Genomic DNA, 26,476 nt, shown 5'->3' with positions numbered 1-26,476 from the left:
TAACTATTAAAACAGGACTTGAGCAATATGGAATGCGCGACATTATTTTGCTTCTACCCGGTAACTATTTGTAGTCTTAGCATGGGAGTTCAAAACAACGTCATTAGGTTCGTCTCTCAGCTGAGAGCTATCCCTTAGATGATTCAGAAATAAGAGCTATTCATCCAACTTCCAGCACTAATAATGCCTTGATGATTAGCCAACAGCTAAATTGCTATTTTTGAGATAGCTATACTATTTTTCAGCACTACTTAGCAAACTAACCAGTTTCAATTCGCCTTTAAGGAATGCCGATGAAAGCTCTAGTTATTGAAGCCATGAAGGCTTGGGAAATTTACAGTGGCTGGATTATTTGGAATTTGTTTTTGGCTTTCATACCATTGGCTTTGAGTTTTTGGCTATTTCGCAAGAACTCTCAGTGGCGTTCCCTGGTGTGGTGGGTTGCATTTTTTGTTTTCGTCGCTTTTTTGCCCAATGCTCCTTACTTGTTAACGGATATTATTCACTTAATTAAAGCAACTCGCGCTGGTTTTTCAGTTTGGGTAATTACCTTAGTAGTGATCCCCCAGCATTTGCTGGCGATCCTGGCTGGGTTTGAAGCCTATGTTATCTCCTTAATCAACCTGGGTTACTACTTACGCCAGCAGGGTGCAGCTAGATTTATTATTTGGGCTGAGTTAATGACCCATGCTCTATCCGCTATTGGTGTCTATTTGGGAAGATTCCGACGTTTCAACAGTTGGGACTTCATTACTCAACCGAATGATGTACTCAATAGCGTGCTCGATGATTTAACTGCTAAGCGCCCAGTACTGGTGATAGCAGTCACCTTTGTGGTGATAGCGGTATTCTACTGGCTAATGAAGCAGGTAACTCTCGGACTTATACTCAGAATGCGTGAAAAAGGCTCCGACGGCACCGCTTCTGATTAAGACGTTAGGATTCAATCACCTTCTCCTGGTAAGCTATTTTGCCCCAGTCACCTTGATTGGTTGTGGGCTTGAGTAAGAGAAAAATTCCCCTGTTGGAACAGCTAACTTGTTTCAACAGGGGAATTTTTGGCAAGCTAGCAGACGAAGGAAGAACTTTCAGAACCTTCAGTAATCAAGCTTTTGCTGAAGTCAGTAGCCCTTGAATGAATAGTGCCATCACTAAGTAATCTAAAACTTTCAGCAAAATAATCAGGATATTTTTTTCAGCGACTGTAAGAAGAAGTAGCGAAGGAAGACAGCTTACTAGCATTGGTTCTTTGTTGATTGCAGTAAGCCATCAGCCGTGGGGTAGTTGTGGCCCACCAAGAAACACGGTGCACAATATACAACCAACATAGAGACTGGCAACAGAAACTAATGGGATTTTGTAGCCTTTCATACCCCTTTTTGGGGTCAAACTTTATTGGCTGTAGAAGCTGGTTATGTCTTAATTAAAATTACTAGTGGAGTTGCTCTTCTATTGCTAACGGCTTGTACAGCTAGATTTACGGTTACTTGTAATGAGTTACTCATAGGTAAATTTGCTGGAAAGGTCTAGTGAGAAAGCCCCGCAGATGTTACGATTCCCATCAGTGCCGTGGGTCGCACGGGAATAGTCAGAACGCAATTAATCGCGTGTGTGAGGATGTTCGAGAAAGGGATAGAAAGTCCGTGATAGAAGTAAAAATATCTTATGGTAGATCTTTAAATCTTACTGGAGCGAGGCTACTGACGTTGCTGGCAGTTGGCTTAAGCTTGACAGCAATAGTTATCGATGGGGCCGCAGGGCGATTGCCTCTGGCGGCGAACTCCATTACTTTGCCTCTGTGGATATGTGCTCTGATTAGTGCTGGCCTGGGGTACTGGGCAATCCCTCTGCTGAGAAAGCTCAAAGTAGGGCAGTTTATTCGAGAGGACGGTCCTCAAACTCATCTGAGAAAAGCAGGCACTCCAACCATGGGCGGGGTGTTTTTTGTACCAGCGGCAGTGTTAGTTGCGCTTGTGTGGTCAGGACTGTTCATGAGGGTGCAAGACTTTGTACCTGTATTGGCAGTCTCAGCGGTCACCCTTGCTTATGCAGGAATTGGCTGGCTTGATGATTGGCAGATTGTACGACATCGGTCTAACAAAGGAATCTCAGCTCGTCTAAAACTGGCGTTCCAAGTTGGCTGCGCAGTGCTGTTTTGTTTGTGGTTAGCTTGGAGTCAGCCAGCAAGTATTACCACCATCAGTTTACCGGCAGGCTTCCTTCTACCATTAGGGGCGCTGTTTTGGCCTTTGGCTGCTTTCGTACTGGTGGCAGAAAGTAATGCCACGAATCTCACAGATGGTGTAGATGGTCTAGCAGCAGGAACCTGTGCAGTGGCTTTGCTCGGACTAGGAGCATTAATCGCTCCCAGCTACCCTGGTCTAATGATTTTTTGTGGCTGTATGAGTGGCTCTTGCCTAGGCTTTGTTGTTCATAATCGTAACCCAGCTGCGGTTTTTATGGGTGATACAGGTTCTCTATCCTTGGGAGCTGCCTTAGCAGCGGTAGGACTTTTGAGTCAAAACCTCTGGTGCCTATTTATCCTGTCAGGCATTTTCTTTGTGGAGTCTCTATCTGTCATTGCCCAAGTTGGTTACTACAAAGCCACAAAAGACGCTAACGGCGTTGGTAAGCGTTTGTTTAAAATGTCACCGTTTCATAATCATCTCGAACTCACTGGTTGGTCAGAAACACAAATTGTGGGTGCGTTTTATCTAATTAACGGTATTTTGGTCTTGTCTTGTTTGGCTTTGAACACAGGCATTTAGGGAAACTACGGCACGAAAAAAGCCGAAATACCAGAACAATTAACTTTCCTTGCTGCCTCATCCTTCAAGGATGTAATTAACAAAAACAACCCCCTCGTCCATTAATTTGGGTATTAGGGGGTTTTTCATTCTAGTCTGAAGGTTACCAACGCTTATAACGCTTATACCGAGTACGCTCCAACTTAGTGGATAGGTGAGACAAGAGCGACAACTATGGATCACAGGTCATCCTAGACTGCCATCCAGTCGAATTTTCCTATCCCAGGAAGGATGAATTAACCGACAGTTTGCGCTCCAATTGACTTGAACGGCTGGAACTTAGAGGGCTTAACTACAGCCTTATTTATTAAAGGTTGATGCTTACGGCAACCCCAGCGCCAATGGTGTCCGCAGGTTTGCCAATTAGTTCTTGAGCATTTGCCGTAAAGTCAAAAGAAGTCAAATATGGCACTATTTTCTACAAACGAACTAAAAAGACTGCTAAATAATCAAAAAGGACATTGTCTATCCATTATCCATCTATCTACCAACTCATCAAGCAGGGCCAGAAATCCGGCAAGACCCGATTCGCTTCAAAAATCTGATGCGGGAAGCCGAGGAACGTCTAGTAGAGCAAGGTTTACGTAGCTCAGATGCACAGGATCTGCTCAAAAAAGCTCAAGAACTTGATCATGGTCAATTCTGGCGTCACCAAAATAACGGTCTAGCGATTTTCGTAGCTCAAGACTTTGTTTGTTACCTTAGGTAAGCAACACTGGGGTAGCTTCGATCCACAAAGTGTCAGCGTGCAGTTGCATGAGCAAAAACAGGCTGGTGACGAAGATCTATTAGATTTGGCAGCGATTTATACCTTTTTGAACGGTGGTAATGTCTTTAGTGTAGAACCAGCTCAGGTTCCAGCCAAAGTAACGGCAGCGGCGGTTCTGCGCTATTAAATTAGCCTCCGTAAGAGTTAAATTAGGGTCAAGATAGAGATTTAAGGGGGGGTTTCTAATTACCGGAGATCCTGCACCTGTTTTAGACCAGGTTGAGTAGTAGATAATTAACTACAACAGGAAACACCAAAGCCAACAACTCCAGTCTCTAAAGATGAGAGCCCATGAACCTGAATCAAGCTGATTACTCGGAAGCTGCTAGTTACAAACCCAAAATCTCGGTGATTGTGCCAGTTTACAATGGCGAGGCTGATTTGGTAGAACTCATCGGTTGCTTGCAGGGGCAAAGCTACCCAGCCCAACAGGTAGAATATATCTTAGTAGACAATGGAAGTGATGATCGCACTGCTGCTCTATTTGAACAACTAGTCTCTGAGGAAAAATCCCTAGGAATAACCCTCCGATTCCTTGAGGAAAAAGAAATTCAAAGCTCCTACGCTGCCCGCAATACGGGGATTCGGGCTGCTAAGGGTGAGTTTCTTGTCTTCACAGATGTTGATTGTCGTCCTCACCCCGATTGGTTAGAGTCCTTAATCCTTCTGTTTGCAGAGCATGAAGTAGGAATCGTGGTTGGTGAAATTGTGGGTAAAGCTGGTAAAACTCTGCTGGAAAAATACGCTGAACGCCATCGAGTTTTGTCCCAGCAACACACTTTAAAGCATAACTTTTGCCCCTATGGTCAAACGGCTAATTTAGCACTCCGGCGGCAGGCAGTTGAACAAGTAGGTTTGTTCCGCCCTCACCTGACTACGGGCGGCGATGCCGATTTATGCTGGCGCATCCTGTTGCAAAGCCACTGGCAGCTTAGAATTGCCCCAGAGGCGGTTGTTGAACACCGACATCGTGCTACTCTTCGGGAATACCAAAATCAATGGCAGCGATACGGTTGCTCTAACCGCTACTTGCACGAACTACACGGCGTTGATTTGATGCCAGAAAAGAAAGCTCAAGAATATCTCTATTGGCTCGGTCGCTGGTTGGTCAAGGAATTGCCAGTTAATAGTGTTAAAGCTCTAGCCGGCAAGGCACCCGCCATCGATATCCTTAGTACACCTCTGAGTATTTTGAGTGCTAGAGCACGTTCTCAAGGACAAAAGTCAGCACAACTGCCAGAAAAAGCCAAAGAAATTGAGTGGTTACCTAATTCCTCAAGTATTAGCAACCAAAAGCATTCTGGACAAGGAAAGCCAACAATTTCCGCTAAATTGAAATTAAATCAAAATTAATCGTGGTTCAGGAGGATAGATGTCGGCACAACTTTTATTGGTAGACGATGAGCCGGGAGTGCGGGAGGCCGTTAAAGATTATTTGCAAGAAAGCGATTTCAGTGTAGAAGTTGCTAGTAACGCTACTGATGCTTGGCAGATGTTACAACAAAGAACACCAGACTTGGTGATTTCTGATGTCATGATGCCTCAGGTTGATGGGTATCAGTTCCTTAAGCAGATGCGAGATGACCCTCGTTTCAAGTCACTGCCAGTAGTGTTCCTGACAGCCAGAGGCATGACCTCAGACCGCATCTTGGGCTATCAGGCAGGCTGCGATGCCTATCTACCAAAGCCCTTTGACCCCGACGAATTGGTAGCAATTGTTGAGAACCTGCTAGAGCGTCGTAAGGCAACATTTGCGTCGGCTGACGGCAGCACAGATTTAGAAGATATCAAGGCACAAATTGCCGCAATCAAGGAAATGTTGCAGGGGCGTAGTGGTATTTCTGCAACGCCTCCGCCCATCCGGATTGACTTAACGCCGCGAGAACAGAGTGTTTTAGACTTAGTAGCTCAAGGGTTGATGAATAAAGAAATAGCTCGACGGCTCAACACAAGTGTCCGCAATGTTGAAAAGTATGTCAGCCGCCTGTTTAGTAAGACGGGAACCAACAGCCGTACAGAGTTAGTACGCTACGCTCTCGAACATGGTTTAACTCAGTAAACGATTGATTCCTTTTTGTTTATATTAAAAATTTTGCTCTCTGTCGATTCTTAGAAGTAGTCTTAACTAGGCTATAGTTTGCCCAGCTAGGTTTGTACGATTTTAAGGTGCCGAGTCGTACCATCCGGGTGAATAAGAGAAGCTAGAAGTACAAACGTGAGCTAAATTGACCCGGAAGTGGAACTTTTATGTATTACCAAGGGCGAGGTTTTTCGCCTCAAGCTAAGGGAAATTTCTTTCTAGAGCAGCAGCTATACCGAATTTAGGTGTGGCAGATTGGTATGTACAAGCTTTATTAGCTCCACAAAAAATAGAGCTTGCACGCCGGAAAGTCTGAATTAGAATTAGGAAATAGCTTTCTGTAAGTTAATTAAATTGGCTGAATTATTAGTGGGTATAAATTCCAGGGATGAGAGCATTAATTTAGCTTAATTGATGACGAGGGCTGTTTCGCCTGTCTTCAGTCTTTCTCAGAGGTAATGTTACTAAATTGAATGTGAACAGTCTTTAACAAGGGGCTAGCAAGAGGAATTTTACTGGCTCTGATGAGGCAGTTCAAGATAGCAGGAATTCCTCAGATGAAGCTTGGTGTCGATAGCCAGAGCTTAACTTCTGCCACGCGGCTTTACAGTTCTGCTGGCTTCCAATCCGATTAGCCGTTGGCTATGGTACGTAAAGTCTATCAGCTATCAAGTCTGAGTCTTCGGCTAGCAACCTAGTATTCCCTAGAGATGTTAAGCTCATTTGCTTTTGATTAAGAAACTTGTCTTTTTATCATCAAATCCTACAAAATTCTGTTATCTTCATCATACATTCTCAACAAATAAATAAAAAATAATGAAAGCTTCACAAAAGCCAACACATTTAGGTCAGTCAGTTGCTTTAGGAGTTGTTTTGGTAGCAACTAGCGTTGGTGTTTTTCTGCTGATGATGATGCAAAGTGGTGCTTTTTAATAAGCAGTTTGCATGGCAATATTCACAATGAGAACCTCTTCTCTTAGAGACTTTTAGCGTAGTGTTGAACAGCCCTGTTAGCTTAGTCTCAAAGTTGAAAGCAAGCTTTTTCCTAGAAAGAGCAGCTAAGTCTTAATCAATATTGGTTTTGATGAATATTGAGAAGTTATCCCCCGTTAACCTTGGTTGTAAACGGGGGAACTTTTGCTATTTGAAGCTGATTAGTATGGGTCGCTTCTGAAGCCAAAATCCCCATTAAGTCAGTTACAGACGTTTAAGTAAACTTAAACCATGAGTATCTGTACCGCAGGTGTTAAGCAAGTTGTAGGCGGCGCTTAGCTGTTTGACTTGCTTAGTTTGTTTGGGGCTATGTTGCCAAGGATCAGGATTGGCGTAAGCGTAGTAGGTTTCGACTCCATCAATACCTAATCGAGCTGCTGCGGGAATCAACTCGTTAGCAGAACGTCGGTAACGAGCCGGGTGAGCCAAGACGGCCAAGCCACCTGCTTTATGAAGAGCAAAAATTACCGCTGCTGCCTGAGCATCCGCTTTATGAAGCGCTTCGCCTCCTAGATAGGGCTGTAAACTTGGATGTTCAGGGTCAAAGGCGTAGCCCAGAATGTGAACTTCCGTATCTAAAAGCTCAGCGGTAATCTCAACACCAGTCCAGAGGTAAGGGAGCAAGCCAGGATGTGATGATTGCTGCTGCAAGTATTCAACGCAGTTTTGAGCTAGCTGATAGCCACGGACAGTGTGGTGGTCAGTAATTGCTAAGCCCTTAAGACCAATAGCTACCGCCTGTTCGATCAATTCTTGGGGCTTGAGTCTACCATCAGAACAAACAGTATGCATATGAAAGTTGTAGGATGTCGGACAACTTTCCGGCTGAATGTTTTCCCAGACTTGCCGGAGCACTTGCTGGTTTTGTGCCGATACCTGGGGTAAAGCGGAAGCTTGAGTAATGTTAACCGCCATAACTGCCTACTACTATATGTTATTTGTGTGATCTAACTAACCAGAGACTAAGTTCAACTGCCACAGGTGGTACGCCTGGAGGAAGGTAATCGGTCATAGTTTTTAATTGTTAACATTACCTTAGCAAAAGTTAGTCAAATCGACTCTCCGAAGTCTTGAGGCAGAGGATTAGAGAAACTTTAGCAAGTTAAGCTTTCTCTCGGTTACTAGTAGCTATTGCTGACCCAGGAGTAAAAATCCACTAGAGAAAATTATCTTTTGTCGGTAGCTCAACTCTCCAATCTAAGGGATGTTAATTGAAACGAAATTATGACGAGATGTTAGCGATCACCATCCTGTTATGGGGTTATACAAGTTAGGAATTGGGACTAAAGCAACAGAAGCCTCAAGCCGCAATAAGTAGCAGTAAATAGCTTTTTTAGAGGAGTATACCCTGATGTGGATCATGCCTCCTCTATCGAACTCCGTACACAAGGCAACATCCTTTGCCATTGCACAGTCCCTACTCTTCGCTTTTTAGAGCTGAGTTACGAGTCTGCCAAGCTACTGCCAGTATCTCAGTCCAACGCTTCTGCACTTTTTTGGGGGTGATATTCAGAGCTTGAGCAATCTCAGTATCACTCTTATGAGCCTGTTTGAGTTGCAATAGCTGCTTGAGTGACTCATCAAGTTGAGCGATAAATATCTCCCACTGCTCGGTAGACATTCCTAGTTTTTGTTCAAGCTCTACCCCCAGCCACTGATGTACTAGTTTCCAGTGAGAAGAGCGAGAGAATTTTTCTACGTGATACTTAAAGCGCTGTTGCAGGTAGTCACGTTGGCGGGGCGTTAGACCGAGGAGTTCGTCTATTTCTGGCGCAGCCAAGTCTTGTAGCTTTAAGACCAGGTAATCTGCGCAGTCAGAGTGACCTTGAGCATCTAGGTATTGCACCAGCTCGGAGACGACGCGATCGCGCAAAACAGCCTCGCTGGGGTCAATGGTTTGAGCCACTAGGCGGGCTCGCACCTGTTGCGCTACCGGTGAACGGTTTTGCTCATGGGCTTCATCACTCTTACCAAATTCAACAGCCTGTTCAATATCCAAAGAGGTTTCGTTGGGCTGGCGTCTAGCAAAACTTTGTGCTCTCAGTACGATTAGTTGCTGACTACTCTGATTAGGCAGGGTAATACGTCGCTTAGCATATTGCTCTGTAAAAGCCATATACTCTGCTAATTCTAGCTGGATACGGGGAGTGTAAGCCTCATCCACTTGATGTTCTCGCCGAAAAGCTTTCAGGGACTCAGCATAAAAGTCTTGCAAAAAGTCTTCAATTAAGTTGTAGCGAGCGGAAAAGCTTAAATTAGATTGAGGTATTGCCACATGGCGATACACTATAACACTCAAGTTACCGTGCAGCTCGATACGACCTTGTCTAGAACCCAAGCGGTAATACTCCAGACACTTTTGCAATCGGTGATGTGCCAGGGTTAATTGCCAGGAACGTACTTGACCGCTCTTTTGGATGCGATGGCTCTTGCGGCAAATCCTTTCTACTTCTAGGGCGATCCGATTTGCCACCGCAAGGATAATACTGGATTTTGAACCAGCATGGGCTTGCAGTTGTGATTGCAACAGCTCGCTCAAAGTTTTGATGTCGGTTTTTTGAGCACTTTCCGGAGCGTGAACGTTGCTCTGGGAAGTTTGATTTATAGACCTGGGAGTCCTAACATTCATGGTATTGCCCCTAAAGACTACTTTTATGAATCGTGACGACATCAGTTAAAGTGTTTGGGTAGCTAAGACCTGCCCGGTTCACTCACTGTTGCTGTCTACAATCCGAATGTAGACCTCCACCCTGAGCCATCGTCTCTTGGTTGTGAGACTAAGACAAGCTGACTATTTGAGAGTTAGCAGCAGTAGCAACTTATCAGCTCAGCATACGGCTGCAAACCTTTACAGTAGATGCATTTGAATGATTTTAATTACCCTGGTTGTAGAAAGCATCCAGAACCGTTCTTAGTGGGACAATCAGAAAACTGGTTTGATTTAAATCCCCTCGTTTCTTGCCCCAGCCAGCTAGCTGTAGCTATTGTTCGTTCACTACTGGGGTCTTTTGAGAAGCAAAAACTGCACCACTGAGGGGGCATTGGCAATGGCCGCCCCTCACTTCTACCCTCGGCGGCTCATCGGCAAAAGCCAAGCCTCGGCTACCTCCCATCCCAGACCTTTACGCACCAACACAGGTTGAGTGTCAGTCATGTCTATGATGGTTGATACCTGAGAGCCAGGTTCTGAGCCATCTTCTACAATTATGTCTACCAAACTGTCGAGAGCGTCAAACAGCTTCGCCTTTTCTAGCTCAGGTGTCGGATTTTCGCCATCTTCGTCTGGTAGATGAGCTGAAGTAGAAATAATAGGATTACCCAATGACTCGAGCAGCGCTTGACACACGCGATGATCTGGAACTCTGATACCACTAGTTTTGCGCTTGGGACTCATCACTAGCTTTGGTACTAGCTTAGTCGCTGGTAACAAGAAAGTATAAGGCCCAGGAATCAAGTGTCTCATAATCCGATAAGCTGGATCACTAACAGAGGCATACTGAGCAATATCTGAGAGAGAAGAACAAAGAAATGTTAGGGGCTTGTCATTGGATAACTGCTTCAAGCGCCTTACTCGCTCTACAGCAGATTTGACTTTAAGGTCGCAACCAATGGCATAGACGGTATCTGTGGGATACAACATCACAGCACCATCTTGCAGTGCGTCCCTTATTTTCTCTATTCGACGTATTTGAGGTGTTTCCGGATGAACACTATAAATATCAGCCATCGGGATTTTCTCTTGTCTTAACAATTAACTCATAAAAGTTACCAGATTTGTCCTCAAGCTGCTGCTTCGTCACCTACACCGTAAAGGGAATGCTGCACACAAGCCCACTGTTGAGGAAAAGTTGAGTGAAGAGAACCTGGTTGACTAAAGCAGTCTCGAAGCAAGTAGGGTAGGGATAAATGCCGGACAGGGGACATATCGATTTATGACAAAGCTAGCGTACCTGGATTGTCAGACAGGAATTTCCGGTGACATGTGTTTAGGAGCACTTGTCGCGGCGGGTGTACCGCTAGAGTATTTAATTGAAAAGCTGGCAGGACTAGGTATTGAGCAGGAGTATCGGTTGAGAGCCGAAAGTGTCCATCGCAATGGTCAGTTGGCAACGAAAGTTTATGTAGATTTGTTCAGTTTTAACCAGCACAATCATAACCTTGACGATGGCAAAGAGCATGTTCACTCACAGGACTTGCAGCATGACCAAGCAGTCACGGATTCATCCACACACACCTGGCACCAACAAGCTGACCAGCAAGATATCCCCAAAACCTTGCCAACACGACACTTGCAAGACATTGAGCAACTAATTAAAGCTGCCAACTTACCGCCACAAGTTTGTCGTTCGAGCCTTGCTGTCTTCCATAAACTGGCAGAGGCAGAAGCAGCAGTACATGGTATAGCGCCCGAAAAAGTTCATTTTCATGAAGTGGGAGCTACTGATGCCATTGTAGATATTGTGGGTACTTGTTTGGGGTTAGATTGGTTAGGGATTAACCAACTTTACTGTTCGGCTCTCCCCACTGGCAGTGGTATAGTGCGGGCCGCCCATGGTCAACTACCAGTACCAGTACCAGCCGTTCTAAAATTGTGGGAATCTCGTCAAGTGCCAGTTTACAGTAATGGAATTGAGCGAGAACTAGTGACACCGACGGGGGCTGCGATCGCTACTACCCTTGCGATTAGCTTTGGTGCACCACCAGCAATGACCATTGAGCAAGTTGGTTGTGGTGCAGGCTCGGCACAGCTAGCCATTCCCAATATCCTGCGACTCTGGATTGGTCAGTCCTCAGAAAAGTTTAAATTTGAACCCGCCAACTCTCAAGCTATAGCCTTTCAAGAACAACCGAGCACTCAATACTCCCTAGAAACTATTTGTGTACTGGAAACTCAAATCGATGATTTAAGTCCCCAGGCAATTGGTTATGTATTTGAGGCACTTTTTAGCGCTGGTGCTGTGGATGTCTTTACGCAGGCAATTGGCATGAAGAAGTCTCGTCCAGGAGTGTTGCTGGCCGTTATTTGTCCGCCAGAGAACTTAAGCACCTGTGAAGAAGTTTTATTCCGGGAAACTACCACTCTAGGCATCCGCCGCCTGACCCAGCAACGTGCTGTTTTGCAGCGGCATATCGATGAGGTTCAGACGGACTATGGGTTGGTGCGTGTGAAGGTAGCCACTCACCAACCCGCGGGCAAGAAGACAGTCGTTAACGTGCAACCAGAATACGAAGATTGTGCTTCGCTGGCAAGGAAATACAGTTTGCCCTGGCGCGAGATACATCAGTTGGCTCTAGATGCTTGGTATCGGCGGCACAAGTCAGTTCTGCCATGAACTGTGATGGGAACAGTAAATTTAGAATATCGAGGAGAAATCCAACCAGCGGAACGTGACCAAGCTGGTTGGATTGATTTTATCTAACTTTTGATACTAATCAATCGCGTCAGTTGCGTTTTCCACAACCCGCTGCGTAGCTTTTGTCGCTTGATTGCTTTTGTCTCCCACAAAGTCAGCAGCATCCTCGGCTGCTCTGGATGTTTTTTGGCTGACGTCTCTAGCTGCTTTCTGAGCTTGGTCTTTCGCGTCTTCAGCTGAGCGGCTAGCAGTTTTGCTGACATCTTCTGCCGCATTCTGGGTATTTTCTCGGATATTGCGAGCGCCTCTCTGAGTACCCTTGCTTAAGTCTTCTGTGACCTCTTGTGTAGACTTACCTACATTTTCTCCAAGTCGCTCAATTCTTTTGCCAAGAGGCGCGCCTTGGCGAATATTCTCACCAAGTTCCCCAGGACTATCTACAGACTGGTTGAGGTTTTTCTTGGCATTGTCTATTAGAGTCTTGGCTTTTGCTCCGGCTGGTGCGGTGTCTCTTCTGGGATCGGCATCAGAGTAGTTGTTCATGCCGCCTTGGTAAGCGGAATTCACACCTTCTTTTCTGAGTTGAGCATCAGTTTTAGCTGAGGCTGTACCACTGCAAGCGCTGCTCACAAATACTAAGACGCCAGCCAGAAATACCGTTAAGATTTGAGTCCACCGAATATTTTTTAAGTAAGCAATTACTTTGTTCATACAATTTTTTCCTCTAAACTGAGTTTTGAGCCTGAAAGCTACTCACAAAATTCCTAGACACGAGAATGTTAACAGCTTGGCAGCTCTCTAGATTTTCCTCACTTAAATAAAATGAGCAAACGAGTGAACTTATGAAGTTGAACTCAAGCTGCTGTATTCAACTATTTCTCTGACCCAGAAACTTATAGCAGTTATCTTTCGGCAACCTTGCTTAGGATATAAGGACGAGGATATCCGACGCCTCTAGCAAAGGTGGCATTCTTTTGATTAACAAAACCAGCTTTTTTATAACCTTGGAGAGATTTATTTTTGGTATCGTTTACGAATGACCACTCACCCTCAGCCTTATCGAAGTTTGCCTAGACAAAAGTAGAGTAAATTACGGTATAGACCTTAAATATGGCGGTTATATTTTAGTTCTGAACGCAGGTAGTATCTGCAAAACCTAGATAAATCAAGTTTTGGATGATTAGTAAATAATTTAAATAGCCACTTGATAACCGGGAAAAAATTTTACACAAATACCAAAACTTTCTCAAAAAACTCTTGAGCTGTAACCAAATATTTTCTACAGGATTTTGTGCGAGTCGATTCGGGGCAAAAACTACACAAGTACTTGACTACTGTCCTGGTTAATCATGCTCATTAACTGGTGCAAAAAAAAATCTTTAACTTTGTCTGACTTGTAATAACTGGCTACATCCCAAATCAACCGAATTCTTTTTACCCGGTACTGGTTTTGTAAATCCTTAATAAACTGCACGTTGTTTTCTGAATTTACCTTCCGAGACTCGCGGACAATAAATTATTTCCTTAGATAAGTAGGTGGGTATAAATAAACACAAAAACCGAACAGCTAATTCCCTTATAGCCAGAGGGTTATAGTTATATCATCTGACATTGTTCCTTTATTTGTGCACACCTACTTGGTTTTTAGCCGCTAAAAACTATCTAATTGACCATCAGAATAGCTTAAAAAAAAAGTAGCAGGCAGGCTGAGTAGTAAATAAACTCAGGAAAGTAAAAAGCCGGGATTTGGGGCTTTACAGTATCTCTTGGCAAATTTGAAGCTACAAGTATTGACGCAGCCTATCAGACTTGCTAGGGTGTAAGGATTCTAGGAATCGCTTCGATTATTCTTAAGAGCGCACCAAAAATGTTCAGCACCAGCTTTCAGTTTTTATTTTGGTATTGGTTTAGGGAGGTTCACCGGAGGTGAATGGAGTTCCGTATGGAATCCCCCGGTGAACCGCAGAGCAAAATCTGCGGTTTTTTTGTTTTTTAAGGAAGTTGAAGGATAGAAGCAATCAATGACAACCTACTTGATCAACTGGTTTTTTGGTTTTTACTTTTGGCCCAGAACTAATTCCGGGTAGGTAAAGCTCTTGCTAACTATTTGTTGCAACCCGGAACCCTAAAGGAACCGGGTTTTTTTCGTCCCATTATCATTGCAGAGAAATCTTGATCATGTTAAATGCCAAACTTGCTATACAGTCTCACTCCGACCACCAGACAATTGTTCGACTTTCAGAACAAGTTGCTTTCGGTGGTGCAGAACTTGTGATTATCGCTGGCCCTTGTACAGTCGAAAATAGACCGCAGATGGAGAAAGTCGCAACTGCACTAAAAGCAGCACCAGTGCAGGCGCTGCGGGGTGGCGCTTACAAACCCCGAACATCACCCTACTCATTCCAGGGATTAGGACTTGAAGGACTAGAGATCTTGTCGGAAGTGCGATCGGGTCACCAGATTCCAGTTGTGACTGAGGTAATGTCGATTGCTCAAATTGAATCTGTTGCTACCCACGCTGATATGCTTCAGGTAGGCAGTCGTAATATGCAAAACTTTGATTTACTAAAAGCTCTAGGTCAGGTGGACAAGCCTGTACTGCTGAAGCGGGGACTTGCTGCGACAATTGAGGAGTTTGTCATGGCGGCAGAATATATCCTCAGCCACGGTAATTCTCAGGTGGTTTTGTGTGAACGGGGTATCCGCAGTTTCGATGATTATACCCGCAATGTATTAGATTTGGGAGCTGTGGCAGCCCTCAAGCAGCTTACTCATTTACCGGTAATTGTCGATCCCTCTCACGCAGTAGGTAAGCGGGAATTGGTAGCGCCACTGGCAAAAGCTGCTGTTGCTAGTGGCGCAGATGGACTGATTATTGAGTGTCATCCAGAACCGGAAAAATCATTATCGGATGCTCGTCAAGCAATTTCTTTAGAAAATATGGTTAATTTAGTTCGTGAATTACGGCCGGTTGCGGTTGCAGTGGGGCGGCAGATTGCTGAATCTTTCCCTCTTTCCCCATTGGCTGTTAGTTCTTTAATGTAGAAAAAAGTGAGGGGTAAAGCATTGCTTTACCCCTCGTCTTAAATAAGAACAAATAGAGAATTTCCCAGATTATCTTCAGGGTTTTTACTGATTACAGTTTTGCTCAAAGATAGCTACGATGTAGCCGAACAAACATCGTAACTTATCACTATGTTAATGCCATACGGGAATCGACTTTACTGGCTATATATGGCTGCAATTTTTTGGGAATCTGTCTTAGTTGGTTGGCTTCTGTCTAACTATAATGCTCACTGGTTGACATTAGCTGGGACTCAAGCTGTGACTTTACATCTTGCTTGGGTTGGTTCCGATGCTATAGCTTTAGCTGTAGCTTGGATTGTTGCCGTAGTCTGGGGTGGAGCTTTAGCTTATGCCTGGCCTAGGAGCTTTCAGGGAACTGGAATCGCTGTTTGGGCAGGCTCTCTTGGTTTAGGCTGGGTTCTCGGATTGATTTTAGTTTTGACTTTAGCTTTCGCTAAAAAAGCAATGAAATCAGTTGACTGGAGTAACGTCCACGCTTTTTGGCTCCTGATACTTGTTACCTGGTTAGGATTTGGCATCGGTAGGATAATAGATCGGGGGTTTTTGTTTGGCTTTAGTAATTAGTTTTCCGCGTAGTTATTGATTTTATGAGCCTTGGTAAACTGACAAACATTTGCCTTAAAAAAGGAAGTTAACCCATTGAAAAGAGCCTTATCACCTCAAAAGCAACTTAGTGTACCTGACTATAACTCAAGAACCCCTAGCTACTATTTGCAACAAATTGATGCCGATATCTTAGATAGCTTCACTGGGGAACAAATTCAGGCAATTACCTCTGTATTAAACCAGGCTATTCCTAAGCCTTCACCCAAAATAGTAGATTTTAGAGTGGTTGTTGATCTCATATTTTCTCGCTTCTATATAGTTTTATTTGTCGGGAAGGATCGGCGAAAAAAACAGCGTCAATATACTTCCAAGAAAATAACCAGAATTGGTAATCTGGTGGCAGCAGCAATTTTGTTGATAGGTATTAACCTGGGATTGAGTGCCTTGATTTTACTTTTTGCTTATTTAACTAAATCTGCCCTGGGTATTAACTTCTTCCCAGGTCATATTTCGGAGACGCTCAAAAATGTACTTTGATGTGCTGTTTTTTTGCCCGTTCTGTTTTGTTTAGGGAAAATTCAGAATCAGCTTATGTTCTGACTCCTAATTCCCATTACTTTTGGTTATAGTCTTAGCAAGTTGGTAGGAAGATGCTCAAAAATCATCAGCCTCTTGATAAATTTCTTCCAGAGCTTGTTGCTGAGTACGACGGGAAGGACGGCGATATTTCTTGTTTTCTAGCTTCGGCTCGTATTGATGTTGACCGGAACCTTTAATTTTTAGCTTTGTACTAGATTCTGAATCAGGTTGATGCTTGAGGAATTCTTGCTGTGCGATCGCTTCTACCAAAAAGCTTAGGTAATGCTCGTAGCGTTCCCAATCTCCTCGAACCGCACAGTTAGGCTCATCGCGGTGCAGGCAGTTACTGAATTGGCAGTTGCGCAAAGCTAAACGCTGTCGTGCTTCTGGGAAGTAATAAGCTAAATTAGCCGGCTCAAAGTTAAGGTCGGGTTGATTGAAGCCGGGGGTATCTGCCAACAAACCGCCTCTGGGTAATTCAAATAGTTCAACATGCCGGGTAGTGTGGCGTCCTCGACCCAGTTTGTTAGTGACTTCTGCCACTCGCAAGTTAATCTGAGGAACTAACTGATTAATAAGACTAGATTTACCGGCACCTGAGAGACCAGCAAAGACAGTGATTTTCTGGTTCAACAAATCACTCAGTTTTTCTAGACCCCTGCCAGTGTAAACACTGATAAATAAAGGTTGGTAGCCCCACTCTGCCAGACGCTGTTGCCACCGAATCCGTTGTTCTGGGGTAACTAAATCACTTTTATTGAGACACAAACAGACATTTAAGCAGGTAGACTCTGCCTTCACCAAAAATCTACTCAGCTGGTAGGGATCCAAAGTTGGTTCTTCTAGGGCAAAGACTAGAAGGATTTGATCTGCATTGGCGACTGGAGGGCGATCTAGCTGTGTTCGGCGAGGCAGCACTTCGCTAATTGCCCCTCGTTCAGCTGTTGAGTCAGGAACTTCCACCAGTACGCGATCGCCTACCATTACCCGTTGACCAATTTTTTTCAGCCGGGAGCGACGAGTACATAGTAGGTTTACAGGTTTAAGGTTTGAGGTTTGGCTTGAACCTTTAAAACTCAATTGACCCTGGTCAAACCCTCTTTCTAGTTGTACTTGGTAAAAGTTTGCTTGTACTGCTAAAACTGTACCTAGTAAAGATGTGGACAATTCAGCAGTTTTGCTGTTAGATGGTATTCCCTTCATGGAGACGCCAGTGGACGTCGTACCTGGAGAACAAAGTAATTATCGCACTCTTGGAGGGCTTCTATTAGGTAGCCCTCCATCACCAAACTATCCGGTACCTGCTCAACAGGTTCTCCAGGGTCAAGCCAAACTTCTAGTAAAGTCCCAGGAGTCATTTGCTCTAGGCGGAGCTTGGTGCGCACAAAGTTAATTGGGCAAGGCGTCCCGCGCAAATCCAGCTCGGCATCAGGCTTTGGGTTAGTGTCCACTGGAGCTTGATTGCTCATCCGCGAAACAGCCCTCCTAAGAACCCTTCTATACCACCTCTTCCTGTGCGTTCACTCTTAATCTCCGCTAGTTTGGTGAGCAGTTCCCGTTCCTCAGAAGTGAGCCGGGTGGGGATATCAATCAAAATCTTGATCAAGTGATCACCGCGACTCACAGGGTTACCCAATTTGGGAACACCGTGATTTTCTAGTGTCAGAACAGTATGAGGCTGTGTTCCTGGAGGAATCGTTAACTCCACTGGTCCATCTACTGTATTGGCTTCTAGACAACAGCCCAAAATTGCCTGCAAATAGCTAATCTTCATTTCCGACAGGATGTTAATGCCGTCCCGTTGAAACTCTTCGTGTTCCTTAACAAATAGGTAAACGTATAAGTCTCCGGGAGGACCATTGCGCACGCCAGCGTCTCCTTCCCCCGAAACACGCAGGCGCGTGCCATTATCTACTCCTGCGGGGATCGTAATTTTGAGCTTTTTCGTTTCTTGTTTGCGGCCTGCGCCTCCACAAGATTCGCACTTATCCTCAATTACTTGTCCTTCACCATTACAGGTTGGACATACAGAGACTTGGGTGAAGCTGCCAAAGGGTGTCCGGGTGGCGCGACGTACTTGACCTGAACCACTACAGGTAGGGCAGGTACGAGGTCTGGTTCCTGGTTTGGCACCATTGCCATTACAGACTTTGCAGGTTTCTAAATGAGGAATCCTGATTTCTTTCTCTCCACCAAATATGGCTTCCTTGAATTCCAGTTTCAAGTCTAGCCTTAGGTCGTCACCCCTAACTGGACCTCCACGCCGGCGACCAGTTTGCTGGCCAACTCCGCCTGTGAAGCCACTGAAGAAACTTTCAAAAATATCGGCAAAACCCATGTCGCCGAAATCTGGATAGCCAGCTCCTGCGCCCGACCCGATACCAGCTTCTCCGAAGCGGTCGTATCGTGCTCTGGTTTCTGGTTCTGAAAGGACTTCGTAAGCCCGATTAATTTCCTTAAAGCGCTCTTCTGCCCCTGATTCTTTGTTGACATCAGGGTGATACTTCCGAGCAAGGCGACGGAAAGCACGCTTGATTTCCTCTTTGTCGGCGTCGCGAGAGACGCCAATAATTTCGTAATAGTCAGCCATAGAGCGCTGATCTGTGTTTTATTATTTAGTGGGGGCAGGTTTAGTATGACTCAGGTGATTAAACTAAAGCAACCAATGGCGCATTTTAGGATCACTTGTATCTACTTACTATTATGTCTATCAAAAAAACAAGCTGAGTGCTACTTGGCTTTTGGAATTAGCTTTAGTCAATATCCACGGCTTCGTAGTCAGCTGTCACAGTCTCCTCATCGAAATCGAAAATCAAGTCTTCTTCTTTATCTGTAGTGGATTGAGCGTTAGTGTGGGTATCTGGAACGTTGTTATGTTCCTCAACCGATTCAAAGTCTTCTGATTCTGGAATGTCAGCAGTATCAGAGGCAAGAATTCCCCCAATTGCAAACACGGTTTGCTGGAAGTCGTTGACTTTTTGTTTAACTTCCTCCACAGTCAGAGAGCTATCTGCCATTAGCTGGGGAATTTGTTCCTTTTCTTGATTAGCCTGTACCTGAAGCACTGTAGCCTGAGGGTTCTCACTCATTAACTTGATCCACAGCTGATCGTTGTCCTGGAGAGTGGACTCCAAGCTGTAAACTAGGCTATCAAATTGGTTTTTGAGTTCTGCCAGTTGCTTGCGTCGGATATCTGCCTCTCGGTATTCCTCTGCTTCTTGACGCATCTGTTCCACTTCAGTGGCGCTCAAGCCTCCGGTGTTAGTAATCCGGATGCTTTGCTCTCTGCCTGTACCCTTATCGGTGGCCGAGACTTTCAGAATCCCATTAACATCTATATCAAAGGATACTTCAATTTGAGGGACGCCACGGAGTGCTGGAGGAATACCGGTGAGCAAAAACTTGCCAAGGCTTTTGTTATCTTTAGCCATAGCTCGCTCACCCTGTAATACATGAATTTCTACAGAGGTTTGTCCGTCTGTCGCTGTAGAAAATACCTGGGACTTACTAGTAGGGATAGTAGTATTCCGCTCAATAATTTTGGTGAAGACTTCTCCTAAGGTCTCAATGCCCAGTGACAGGGGAATCACGTCCAGTAGTAGCAAATCCTCCACCTCACCACCCAGAACGCCGCCTTGAATGGCCGCTCCTAGTGCTACGGCTTCATCTGGATTAACTGAGCGCTCTGGCGACCTACCACCAAAGAACTTCTTAATGGCGTTCTGTACAGCTGGGATACGGGTAGAGCCACCAACTAGAAGAATGCGGTTAATCTCTTCTGGCTTCAAGTCACAGTCTTTAAGGGCTTGGGTCACCGGAGCGATTGTCCCTTCTATTAGTTCGCTGTTGAGTTCTTCAAACTTCGCTCGCGATAGCTCCATCTCCAAATGCTTGGGTCCTGTTTCATCGGCGGTGATGAACGGCAGGTTGATGGAGGTTGTAACCATACTGGAGAGTTCGATTTTGGCCTTCTCAGCAGCTTCCCGCAGGCGCTGAAGAGCCATTTTATCTGTTCCCAGATCAATACTCTCCGTTGCCTTGAAGTTTTCAATCATCCAGACAACAATTACATTATCGAAGTCATCCCCTCCTAAATGGTTGTTCCCGGCAGTTGACTTCACTTCAAATACGCCGTCTCCTAGCTGCAAGACAGACACATCAAAAGTGCCGCCCCCCAAGTCAAACACAAGGATTAGCTGCTCTTCATCCTGCTTGTCTAGACCATAGGCAAGAGAAGCAGAGGTTGGTTCGTTGATGATTCGCAGTACTTCAAGACCGGCAATTGTGCCAGCATCTTTAGTTGCTTGCCTCTGGGCGTCTGTAAAATAGGCAGGAACAGTGATTACCGCTTGCTCAACGGGTTCGCCGATATAATCTTCGGCATCCTTCTTGAGTTTTTGCAGGAGCATCGCGGAAATTTCTTGGGGTGTGTAATCACGACCCCTAATTTTGACATCGACGGTATCGTCGCGACCTTTGACACAAGTGTAGGTTACGCGCGACCGCTCGGCTGCGGTGTCATCCCACCGACGCCCGATAAAGCGCTTAATGCTGTACACAGTGTTATCTGCATTGGTCACTGCCTGCCGCTTTGCTAGCTGACCCACTAAGCGATCGCCTGTTTTACCAAACCCTACCATACTCGGAGTAGTGCGACCACCCTCCGAGTTTGGAATGACGATGGGCTGACCCCCTTCTAAAACAGCGACGCAACTATTGGTCGTGCCCAGGTCGATGCCAATGACTTTTCCCATAGTGCTTCGGCATAAAGATATGTAAAGTTTTTTAATTGCGGATTGAACCAGACGCCATTAATAGCATTAACCTGGCTCAGTTTCCTCGACTCTTATTTTTAATCAGTTTTAGAGACTGATACAGATTACCTCTCTATAGCCATTAGTTTTCTGTCGATTCTGGCGTGCTTTCCTCTGAGGTTAACACGGGCTCCATAGCTGCAGCAACTTTAACCATTGCGTGACGCAATACGCGATCGCCCATAAAATACCCTCGCTGTAGCTGTTCAGTCACCACACCTTCTGGGTATTCATCTGTAGGCTCCCGCATCACTGCTTCGTGGAGGTTTGGGTCAAACTCTTGCCCTTCCGAACGCATGGGAGAAACTCCGATACCTTTTAGAGAGTCCACTAATTGCTTATAAACACTCTGATAACTTTTGTGAATGATCATCTCCCCTTCGCTTTGAGGCTTAATGTGAGACCGTGCTCGCTCAAAATTATCAACGATCGGCAGCAATTTACTAATAGTTTGGCGCTTGACTTGTATTTCTAATTCTTCTTTTTCTTTGCCTGTCCGTTTTCGGAAATTTTCAAAATCTGCCGCAATCCTTACTGATTGAGTTTTTAAGGCTTCAGATTGGCGAGTTTGCTCTTCTAGTTGAGCTTTCAGAGCCTCAATTTCCTGCTTCAGAATTTCTGATCCCCCCGACTCGCTATCAGTTGGGAGTCCCTCCGTTGCTGATGTTCCCTCAACAACCTCCTGATTTTCTCCTTCGTCCTTCACCGCAGAGGTTTCAGAAGTTTGGTCGTCTGGGGATTGTGACTCCACATCAGTTTCTCTACTCAACTGCTCCTCCGTCGCAACTGATCCTTCAGCTTCATTGCTTTGACTAGCTGCAATCGGCTCATCTGCCTGTGGTGAATTGTTATCTAGCTGCTTTTCTTCGTCAATCATGCTCCATTCATCCCAGTTACTTCAGACTGCTAGTAATTCCCAGCTCGTTTGTTTATCTGTGCCACTAGCAACCCGCTTCCCTACAAGTTTTTTCGGGGACACTGCTTAACTAAGCTAGAGGCGTTACACTCTACGTTGAGATGTCGCTACCGTCTCTTACTAGCTACTTTGCTGTGGTGTCCCTTTAACTCCTGCCTTAGCATGGTTCTTTTACAGAGTAATCGGCTTCCCATCATGACTGATAGGCTTTCCCGCTCTGTTAGGGGTTGCCTAGACTAACTATGTTGTCACACACACTTAGTGAGGTTTAATCCCTCCGCAGGCAATTCACCTCTCCGCTGACCTAGCGGCAATATTAGCCTGTTGGCTAATAATTCGATTGTCTCACACTAGCAATCTACCTCCCGAGCAACTACTTTTATCTTTGCTGTGCAGGGAGCCTTTTTGCCGGATTATTTAAACCTTAACAGCTTCTCTAAATAGGCTATTAGGTTGTTATGGGCAAACCGATTCTAGCATTTTTGCTGGTTCTTGCCCTCATACTGTAAATCGGCTGCACTCTTAGGCAAACTTAACACTTTCTCGTGAAAATGCCTTTCTTTACCCTTAGATTTTCTTTTCCTATATTAACCACTATTAAGCACAACAAAATTCCGTTGCTTTCTCCACCAAGACGAGTCGTAGTCATTTTTGCCTAAGTTGATCCTAGTCCACCAAGACAAAGGATAGTTTGTTGAATATTTTTAAGGGAAAGCCAAACTGAGAATAATTGTTTTGAGGAGCTAGATTCTCTGGTGTAGCAGGTCGATGATCCTATAACCATGGTTAGCATTTGTAGCTGTGAGGTTGACCTAGCATGCAATTATGCCTACTAGCTTTGTTTGCTAAACTAAGTGCCTATTCTCACTCTGCTAGAGTCGCTAACGAACTGTTAGTTGACACAATTCGTTACACAAGCAGTATTTCTGGACATTAGGGAAAAGCCGACCTATAACCCAGGTAGGGACACGCCTGTGATCTACCTCTGGGATGCTGAAGCGATGTCACAAATCAGGTCTTTTCCACAGTAAAGCTCAGCAGCAATTTAAGCCACAGCTTTGGGAAATAATTTTTAATGTAAGGAAGATATCCTCACCTACCATGACTCAATCCTCTTCACCACGACGCGCTCTTGTTATCCGCAATAATGACGTCTCGCCCTTCGGCAGGTCACTAATTCAAGCAGGTTACGTTGACAATGACCAAATGCAGCAGGCTTTGGTAGAAACCCGCAAGTCAGGAAGACCACTGACAGAGATCATTGCCGATATTACAGGGCGTCAGCTGACACCAGATTTACTGCGGCAATACAAAAAGCAGCAGCTGTTTGAATTAAAAATACTTTACGGTGTTGAGTCTCTAGATCCGGAAATTAGCGAGATTTCGACTAACCAGCTCAATCAACTGATTAATGCGCTACTTCCCATTGACATCTGTCGTCGCTATCGTCTAGTACCCTTAGCTAAGCATGAAACTCAGCCACCATCAGTCCTGGTGGCAATGGTGAACCCTGACGATTTAGAGGCTCAGGATGATCTAAACCGTATCTTGCGCCCTCAGGGAATTAGTCTGCAACGAATGGTAATTACCCTAGAAGACTACCAACGCCTACTTTCTGAGTATCTAGATGAACAGTTAGCGCGGCAAAAGCAGCAAGACGCAGCTAAATCTGTAGATGTCAAAGGGGTACTTGAGGATATAGACAGTACTTTAGAGGATGCACCAGATGACGCCGAAGCAGATTTAGGTGAAGCCATCAATGATGCTGGTGGCGCTCCGGTAATCAAACTGGTGAACAAAATCCTGGCTAAGGCACTACACGAGGATGTCTCGGACATTCACGTTGAACCGCAGGAAGAGTCTTTGCGCATACGTTTTCGTAAAGACGGAGTGCTAAACCAAGCTTTTGACCCTCTACCCAAAAAAATACAGGGAGCAGTGGCAGCTCGCTTCAAGATTATGGCCGAGCTCGACATTGCCGAGCGTCGTATCCCCCAAGATGGTAAAATCCGACGGATGTTTCAGGGTCGCAAAGTTGACTTCAGGGTCAGTACCTTACCCAGTCGCTACGGGGAGAAGGTAGTTTTGCGGATCTTAGACAACTCTTCCACTCAACTGGGTTTGGATAAGTTGATTACAGATCAAGATGCCCTGGATATAGTTAGGGAAATGGCGAGCCGTCCCTTTGGATTAATCTTAGTCACAGGACCAACTGGCTCTGGTAAGTCTACCACTCTCTACTCGATACTGGCAGAACGCAACGATCCTGGGGTGAATATCTGCACAGCAGAGGACCCAATTGAGTATTCGTTACCTGGTATTACTCAAGTACAGGTACTGCGAGAGAAGGGTAGAGACTTTGCTTCGATTCTCCGTTCTTTTTTGCGGCAAGATCCTGACGTAATTCTAGTAGGTGAGACACGAGATCCAGAAACGGCGAAAACGGCCATTGAAGCAGCTCTAACAGGTCACTTAGTACTAACAACACTACACACAAATGATGCTGCTGGAGCGATACCACGCTTGGACGAAATGGGCGTTGAACCCTTCATGGTTTCCGGTGCTCTGTTGGGAGTTTTGGCACAACGTTTGATGCGAAAAGTGTGTGATGAATGTCGCATTCCTTATCTACCCAGTGCTAACGAATTGAATCAATTTGGTCTAGCAACTTCTAAGGAAGGGGAAATCAGCTTTTATAAAGCTAATTCCCTGAGTCCTGAGGAAATTGCCGGAGCCAGGGAGCGAGGCACACTCTGCAAAAAGTGTCATGGAGCTGGCTACAAGGGGCGTGTAGGTGTCTATGAAGTAATGCAAATCACGGAGCGTATACAAAGCTTGATTAGCGGCGGTGCCAACGCTGAGCGGATTAAGGAAGCCGCCGTAGAAGAGGGGATGACGACTTTACTAGCATATAGCTTAAAACTAGTGGAGCAAGGATACACTACACTCGCAGAAGTGGAGAGAGTTACACTTACTGATTCTGGTCTAGAATCAGAACTCAAAGCTAAGCGCAAGATTTCTCTAACTTGTAGCACCTGTGGTGCCGCTCTACAAGCAGAATGGCTAGACTGTCCTTACTGCATGACACCTCGTTTTCAGGACTAAAAGTAATTGTGTCATTGGTTTTGGATACTACTGACTACTGACTTTTTTAAGGAGACAGTCCAATGGAATTGATGATCGAAGACTTGATGGAGCAAATGATTGAGATGGGGGGGTCAGACATGCACCTGCAAGCAGGGGCACCAGTCTACTTCCGTATTAGTGGCAAACTCCAGCCTTTCGGTGATGAACCACTGACCCCACAGGAGTGCCAGAAGCTGATCTTCAGCATGCTCAATAACACGCAACGCAAGGATTTGGAGCAGAACTGGGAACTAGATTGCTCTTATGGTGTTAAAGGATTGGCTCGCTTCCGCGTCAATGTCTACAAAGAGCGTGGTTACTATGCAGCTTGCCTAAGAGCTTTGTCTTCTAAAATTCCTAATTTTGACCAATTAGGTTTGCCAGATATTGTTCGGGAAATTAGCGAAAGACCAAGGGGATTGGTATTAGTAACCGGGCCAACCGGGTCTGGTAAAACCACCACTATGGCGGCGATGATTGACTTGATTAACCGTACAAGAGCGGAACATGTTCTAACCATAGAAGACCCCATTGAATATGTTTTTTCAAACCTCAAAAGCTTGATTCATCAACGTCAAAAAGGTGAAGATACTAAGAGTTTTTCTAATGCTTTAAGGGCGGCTCTGCGGGAAGATCCCGATGTAATTTTGGTAGGAGAAATGCGAGATCTAGAGACCATTTCTCTCGCAATTACTGCGGCTGAAACGGGTCACTTGGTGTTTGGTACACTACACACCAACTCAGCGGCTCAGACGGTTAACCGGATGCTTGATGTATTCCCACCAGAACAACAACCCCAAATTAGAGCTCAGCTTTCTACTTCTTTAATAGCAGTCTTTAGTCAATGTCTAGTTCCCAAGAAAAACCCAAAACCTGGTGAATTTGGTCGGATAATGGCTCAAGAAATCATGGTGGTAAACCCAGCTATTGCCAACTTAATCCGAGAAGGCAAAACTCCTGCTGTTTATTCTGCTATCCAAACAGGGATGAAAATGGGAATGCAGACCATGGAACAGTCTTTATCTAATTTGGTTAAAGCTGGTGTTATCTCGTTTGAGACGGCAGTATCCAAGAGTTCTAAGCCCGATGAATTACAACGCATTCTAGTGGGTGCAGGAGGTTCAGGAACTGCGGCCGGTAGAACAGCCGCTAGGGCTGCCCAATAGATTTAATCTTGGGTAGGTGCTGATCGGGAATTTACCGTTTTTTAAACTTTTTCCTAAGCACCACTATCGTTGCTACCGAAATTAGTGAAAATCATTGCTTCGCACATTTGGTTGGTCTCCCTTTAGAAGGTACTTTAAAGTTGCCCAGAGCAACAACTTCTATCGAGTAAGGTTGCCCTAAATGTGCGACTCAATGAAGAAGTATTAATCAGATGCTTTACCTTACTTACAAACAGAAA

General features: G+C 45.1%; 22 protein-coding genes. 12 read left to right on the top strand and 10 right to left on the bottom strand.

What is annotated here, in order from left to right:
• The first annotated feature begins 293 nt into the window (after positions 1-293).
• The 6 genes from ACT7WV_RS00295 to ACT7WV_RS00270 all read left to right on the top strand — a co-directional run bounded on the left by ACT7WV_RS00295 (position 294) and on the right by ACT7WV_RS00270 (position 5,635).
• Positions 294-932 (top strand): DUF1361 domain-containing protein, encoded by a 639-nt coding sequence (locus ACT7WV_RS00295; protein WP_445100968.1) that lies wholly within the window; start codon positions 294-296, stop codon positions 930-932.
• Between the two features lie 714 nt (positions 933-1,646).
• Entirely contained in the window at positions 1,647-2,768 is a 1,122-nt protein-coding gene (mraY, locus tag ACT7WV_RS00290; RefSeq protein WP_445105542.1) for a phospho-N-acetylmuramoyl-pentapeptide-transferase, read from the top strand.
• 583 nt (positions 2,769-3,351) lie between these two features.
• Positions 3,352-3,516 (top strand): hypothetical protein, encoded by a 165-nt coding sequence (locus ACT7WV_RS00285; RefSeq protein ID WP_445100967.1) that lies wholly within the window; start codon positions 3,352-3,354, stop codon positions 3,514-3,516.
• On the top strand, positions 3,497-3,703 hold the full coding sequence (locus ACT7WV_RS00280; RefSeq protein WP_445100966.1) for a hypothetical protein: 207 nt from the start codon (positions 3,497-3,499) through the stop codon (positions 3,701-3,703). Before ACT7WV_RS00285 ends, ACT7WV_RS00280 begins: the two co-directional genes overlap by 20 nt.
• Positions 3,704-3,867: 164 nt before the next feature.
• Positions 3,868-4,929, top strand: coding sequence for a glycosyltransferase family 2 protein (locus tag ACT7WV_RS00275; RefSeq protein ID WP_445100965.1), 1,062 nt, complete (start codon positions 3,868-3,870; stop codon positions 4,927-4,929).
• Between the two features lie 19 nt (positions 4,930-4,948).
• Entirely contained in the window at positions 4,949-5,635 is a 687-nt protein-coding gene (locus ACT7WV_RS00270) for a response regulator transcription factor (RefSeq protein ID WP_445100964.1), read from the top strand.
• Positions 5,636-6,853: 1,218 nt separating this feature from the next.
• On the opposite strand, the gene ACT7WV_RS00265 is transcribed toward ACT7WV_RS00270, so the two are convergent.
• From ACT7WV_RS00265 to ACT7WV_RS00250, 4 genes are all read right to left on the bottom strand, one after another.
• Complete coding sequence (locus ACT7WV_RS00265) at positions 6,854-7,564, bottom strand: PHP domain-containing protein (RefSeq protein ID WP_445100963.1); 711 nt, start codon at positions 7,562-7,564, stop codon at positions 6,854-6,856.
• A gap of 502 nt (positions 7,565-8,066) precedes the next feature.
• Positions 8,067-9,278, bottom strand: coding sequence for a HetZ-related protein (locus tag ACT7WV_RS00260; protein ID WP_445100962.1), 1,212 nt, complete (start codon positions 9,276-9,278; stop codon positions 8,067-8,069).
• Between the two features lie 435 nt (positions 9,279-9,713).
• Positions 9,714-10,376, bottom strand: coding sequence for an L-threonylcarbamoyladenylate synthase (locus tag ACT7WV_RS00255; protein WP_445100961.1), 663 nt, complete (start codon positions 10,374-10,376; stop codon positions 9,714-9,716).
• A gap of 53 nt (positions 10,377-10,429) precedes the next feature.
• On the bottom strand, positions 10,430-10,573 hold the full coding sequence (locus tag ACT7WV_RS00250) for a hypothetical protein (RefSeq protein WP_445100960.1): 144 nt from the start codon (positions 10,571-10,573) through the stop codon (positions 10,430-10,432).
• Between the two features lie 8 nt (positions 10,574-10,581).
• On the opposite strand from ACT7WV_RS00250, the gene larC reads away from it, so the two are divergent.
• Complete coding sequence (gene larC, locus ACT7WV_RS00245) at positions 10,582-11,982, top strand: nickel pincer cofactor biosynthesis protein LarC (RefSeq protein WP_445100959.1); 1,401 nt, start codon at positions 10,582-10,584, stop codon at positions 11,980-11,982.
• 96 nt (positions 11,983-12,078) lie between these two features.
• On the opposite strand, the gene ACT7WV_RS00240 is transcribed toward larC, so the two are convergent.
• Positions 12,079-12,714: a DUF6658 family protein gene (locus ACT7WV_RS00240; protein WP_445100958.1), complete on the bottom strand. Its 636-nt coding sequence runs from the start codon at positions 12,712-12,714 to the stop codon at positions 12,079-12,081.
• 1,467 nt (positions 12,715-14,181) lie between these two features.
• On the opposite strand from ACT7WV_RS00240, the gene aroF reads away from it, so the two are divergent.
• The 3 genes from aroF to ACT7WV_RS00225 all read left to right on the top strand — a co-directional run bounded on the left by aroF (position 14,182) and on the right by ACT7WV_RS00225 (position 16,173).
• Positions 14,182-15,048, top strand: coding sequence for a 3-deoxy-7-phosphoheptulonate synthase (gene aroF, locus ACT7WV_RS00235; protein ID WP_445100957.1), 867 nt, complete (start codon positions 14,182-14,184; stop codon positions 15,046-15,048).
• A 150-nt stretch (positions 15,049-15,198) separates the two neighbouring features.
• Positions 15,199-15,654, top strand: a complete 456-nt coding sequence (locus ACT7WV_RS00230) for a hypothetical protein (protein ID WP_445100956.1) — start codon at positions 15,199-15,201, stop codon at positions 15,652-15,654.
• Between the two features lie 75 nt (positions 15,655-15,729).
• Positions 15,730-16,173 carry a hypothetical protein gene (locus tag ACT7WV_RS00225; RefSeq protein WP_445100955.1) on the top strand — a complete coding sequence of 148 codons (444 nt, stop codon included), beginning with the start codon at positions 15,730-15,732 and terminating at the stop codon, positions 16,171-16,173.
• A gap of 117 nt (positions 16,174-16,290) precedes the next feature.
• On the opposite strand, the gene rsgA is transcribed toward ACT7WV_RS00225, so the two are convergent.
• From rsgA to grpE, 5 genes are all read right to left on the bottom strand, one after another.
• Positions 16,291-17,418 carry a small ribosomal subunit biogenesis GTPase RsgA gene (gene rsgA / locus ACT7WV_RS00220; protein WP_445100954.1) on the bottom strand — a complete coding sequence of 376 codons (1,128 nt, stop codon included), beginning with the start codon at positions 17,416-17,418 and terminating at the stop codon, positions 16,291-16,293.
• A complete protein-coding gene (locus tag ACT7WV_RS00215; protein ID WP_445100953.1) occupies positions 17,415-17,684 on the bottom strand; it encodes a sulfurtransferase TusA family protein in 270 nt (89 codons plus the stop codon). Before ACT7WV_RS00215 ends, rsgA begins: the two co-directional genes overlap by 4 nt.
• Positions 17,681-18,805: a molecular chaperone DnaJ gene (gene dnaJ, locus ACT7WV_RS00210; RefSeq protein ID WP_445100952.1), complete on the bottom strand. Its 1,125-nt coding sequence runs from the start codon at positions 18,803-18,805 to the stop codon at positions 17,681-17,683. Before dnaJ ends, ACT7WV_RS00215 begins: the two co-directional genes overlap by 4 nt.
• 163 nt (positions 18,806-18,968) lie before the next feature.
• Complete coding sequence (dnaK, locus tag ACT7WV_RS00205; RefSeq protein ID WP_445100951.1) at positions 18,969-20,969, bottom strand: molecular chaperone DnaK; 2,001 nt, start codon at positions 20,967-20,969, stop codon at positions 18,969-18,971.
• Positions 20,970-21,111: 142 nt separating this feature from the next.
• Entirely contained in the window at positions 21,112-21,906 is a 795-nt protein-coding gene (gene grpE / locus ACT7WV_RS00200) for a nucleotide exchange factor GrpE (protein ID WP_445100950.1), read from the bottom strand.
• Positions 21,907-23,046: 1,140 nt separating this feature from the next.
• Between grpE and ACT7WV_RS00195 the strand changes: the two genes are divergently transcribed.
• A complete protein-coding gene (locus tag ACT7WV_RS00195) occupies positions 23,047-25,050 on the top strand; it encodes a GspE/PulE family protein (protein ID WP_445100949.1) in 2,004 nt (667 codons plus the stop codon).
• 62 nt (positions 25,051-25,112) lie between these two features.
• A complete protein-coding gene (locus ACT7WV_RS00190; protein ID WP_445100948.1) occupies positions 25,113-26,237 on the top strand; it encodes a type IV pilus twitching motility protein PilT in 1,125 nt (374 codons plus the stop codon).
• Positions 26,238-26,476 lie beyond the last annotated feature (239 nt).

The sequence above is a fragment of the Symploca atlantica LB2515 genome (genome assembly GCF_052546295.1).
This window is presented reverse-complemented; position numbering and strand designations above follow the sequence as displayed.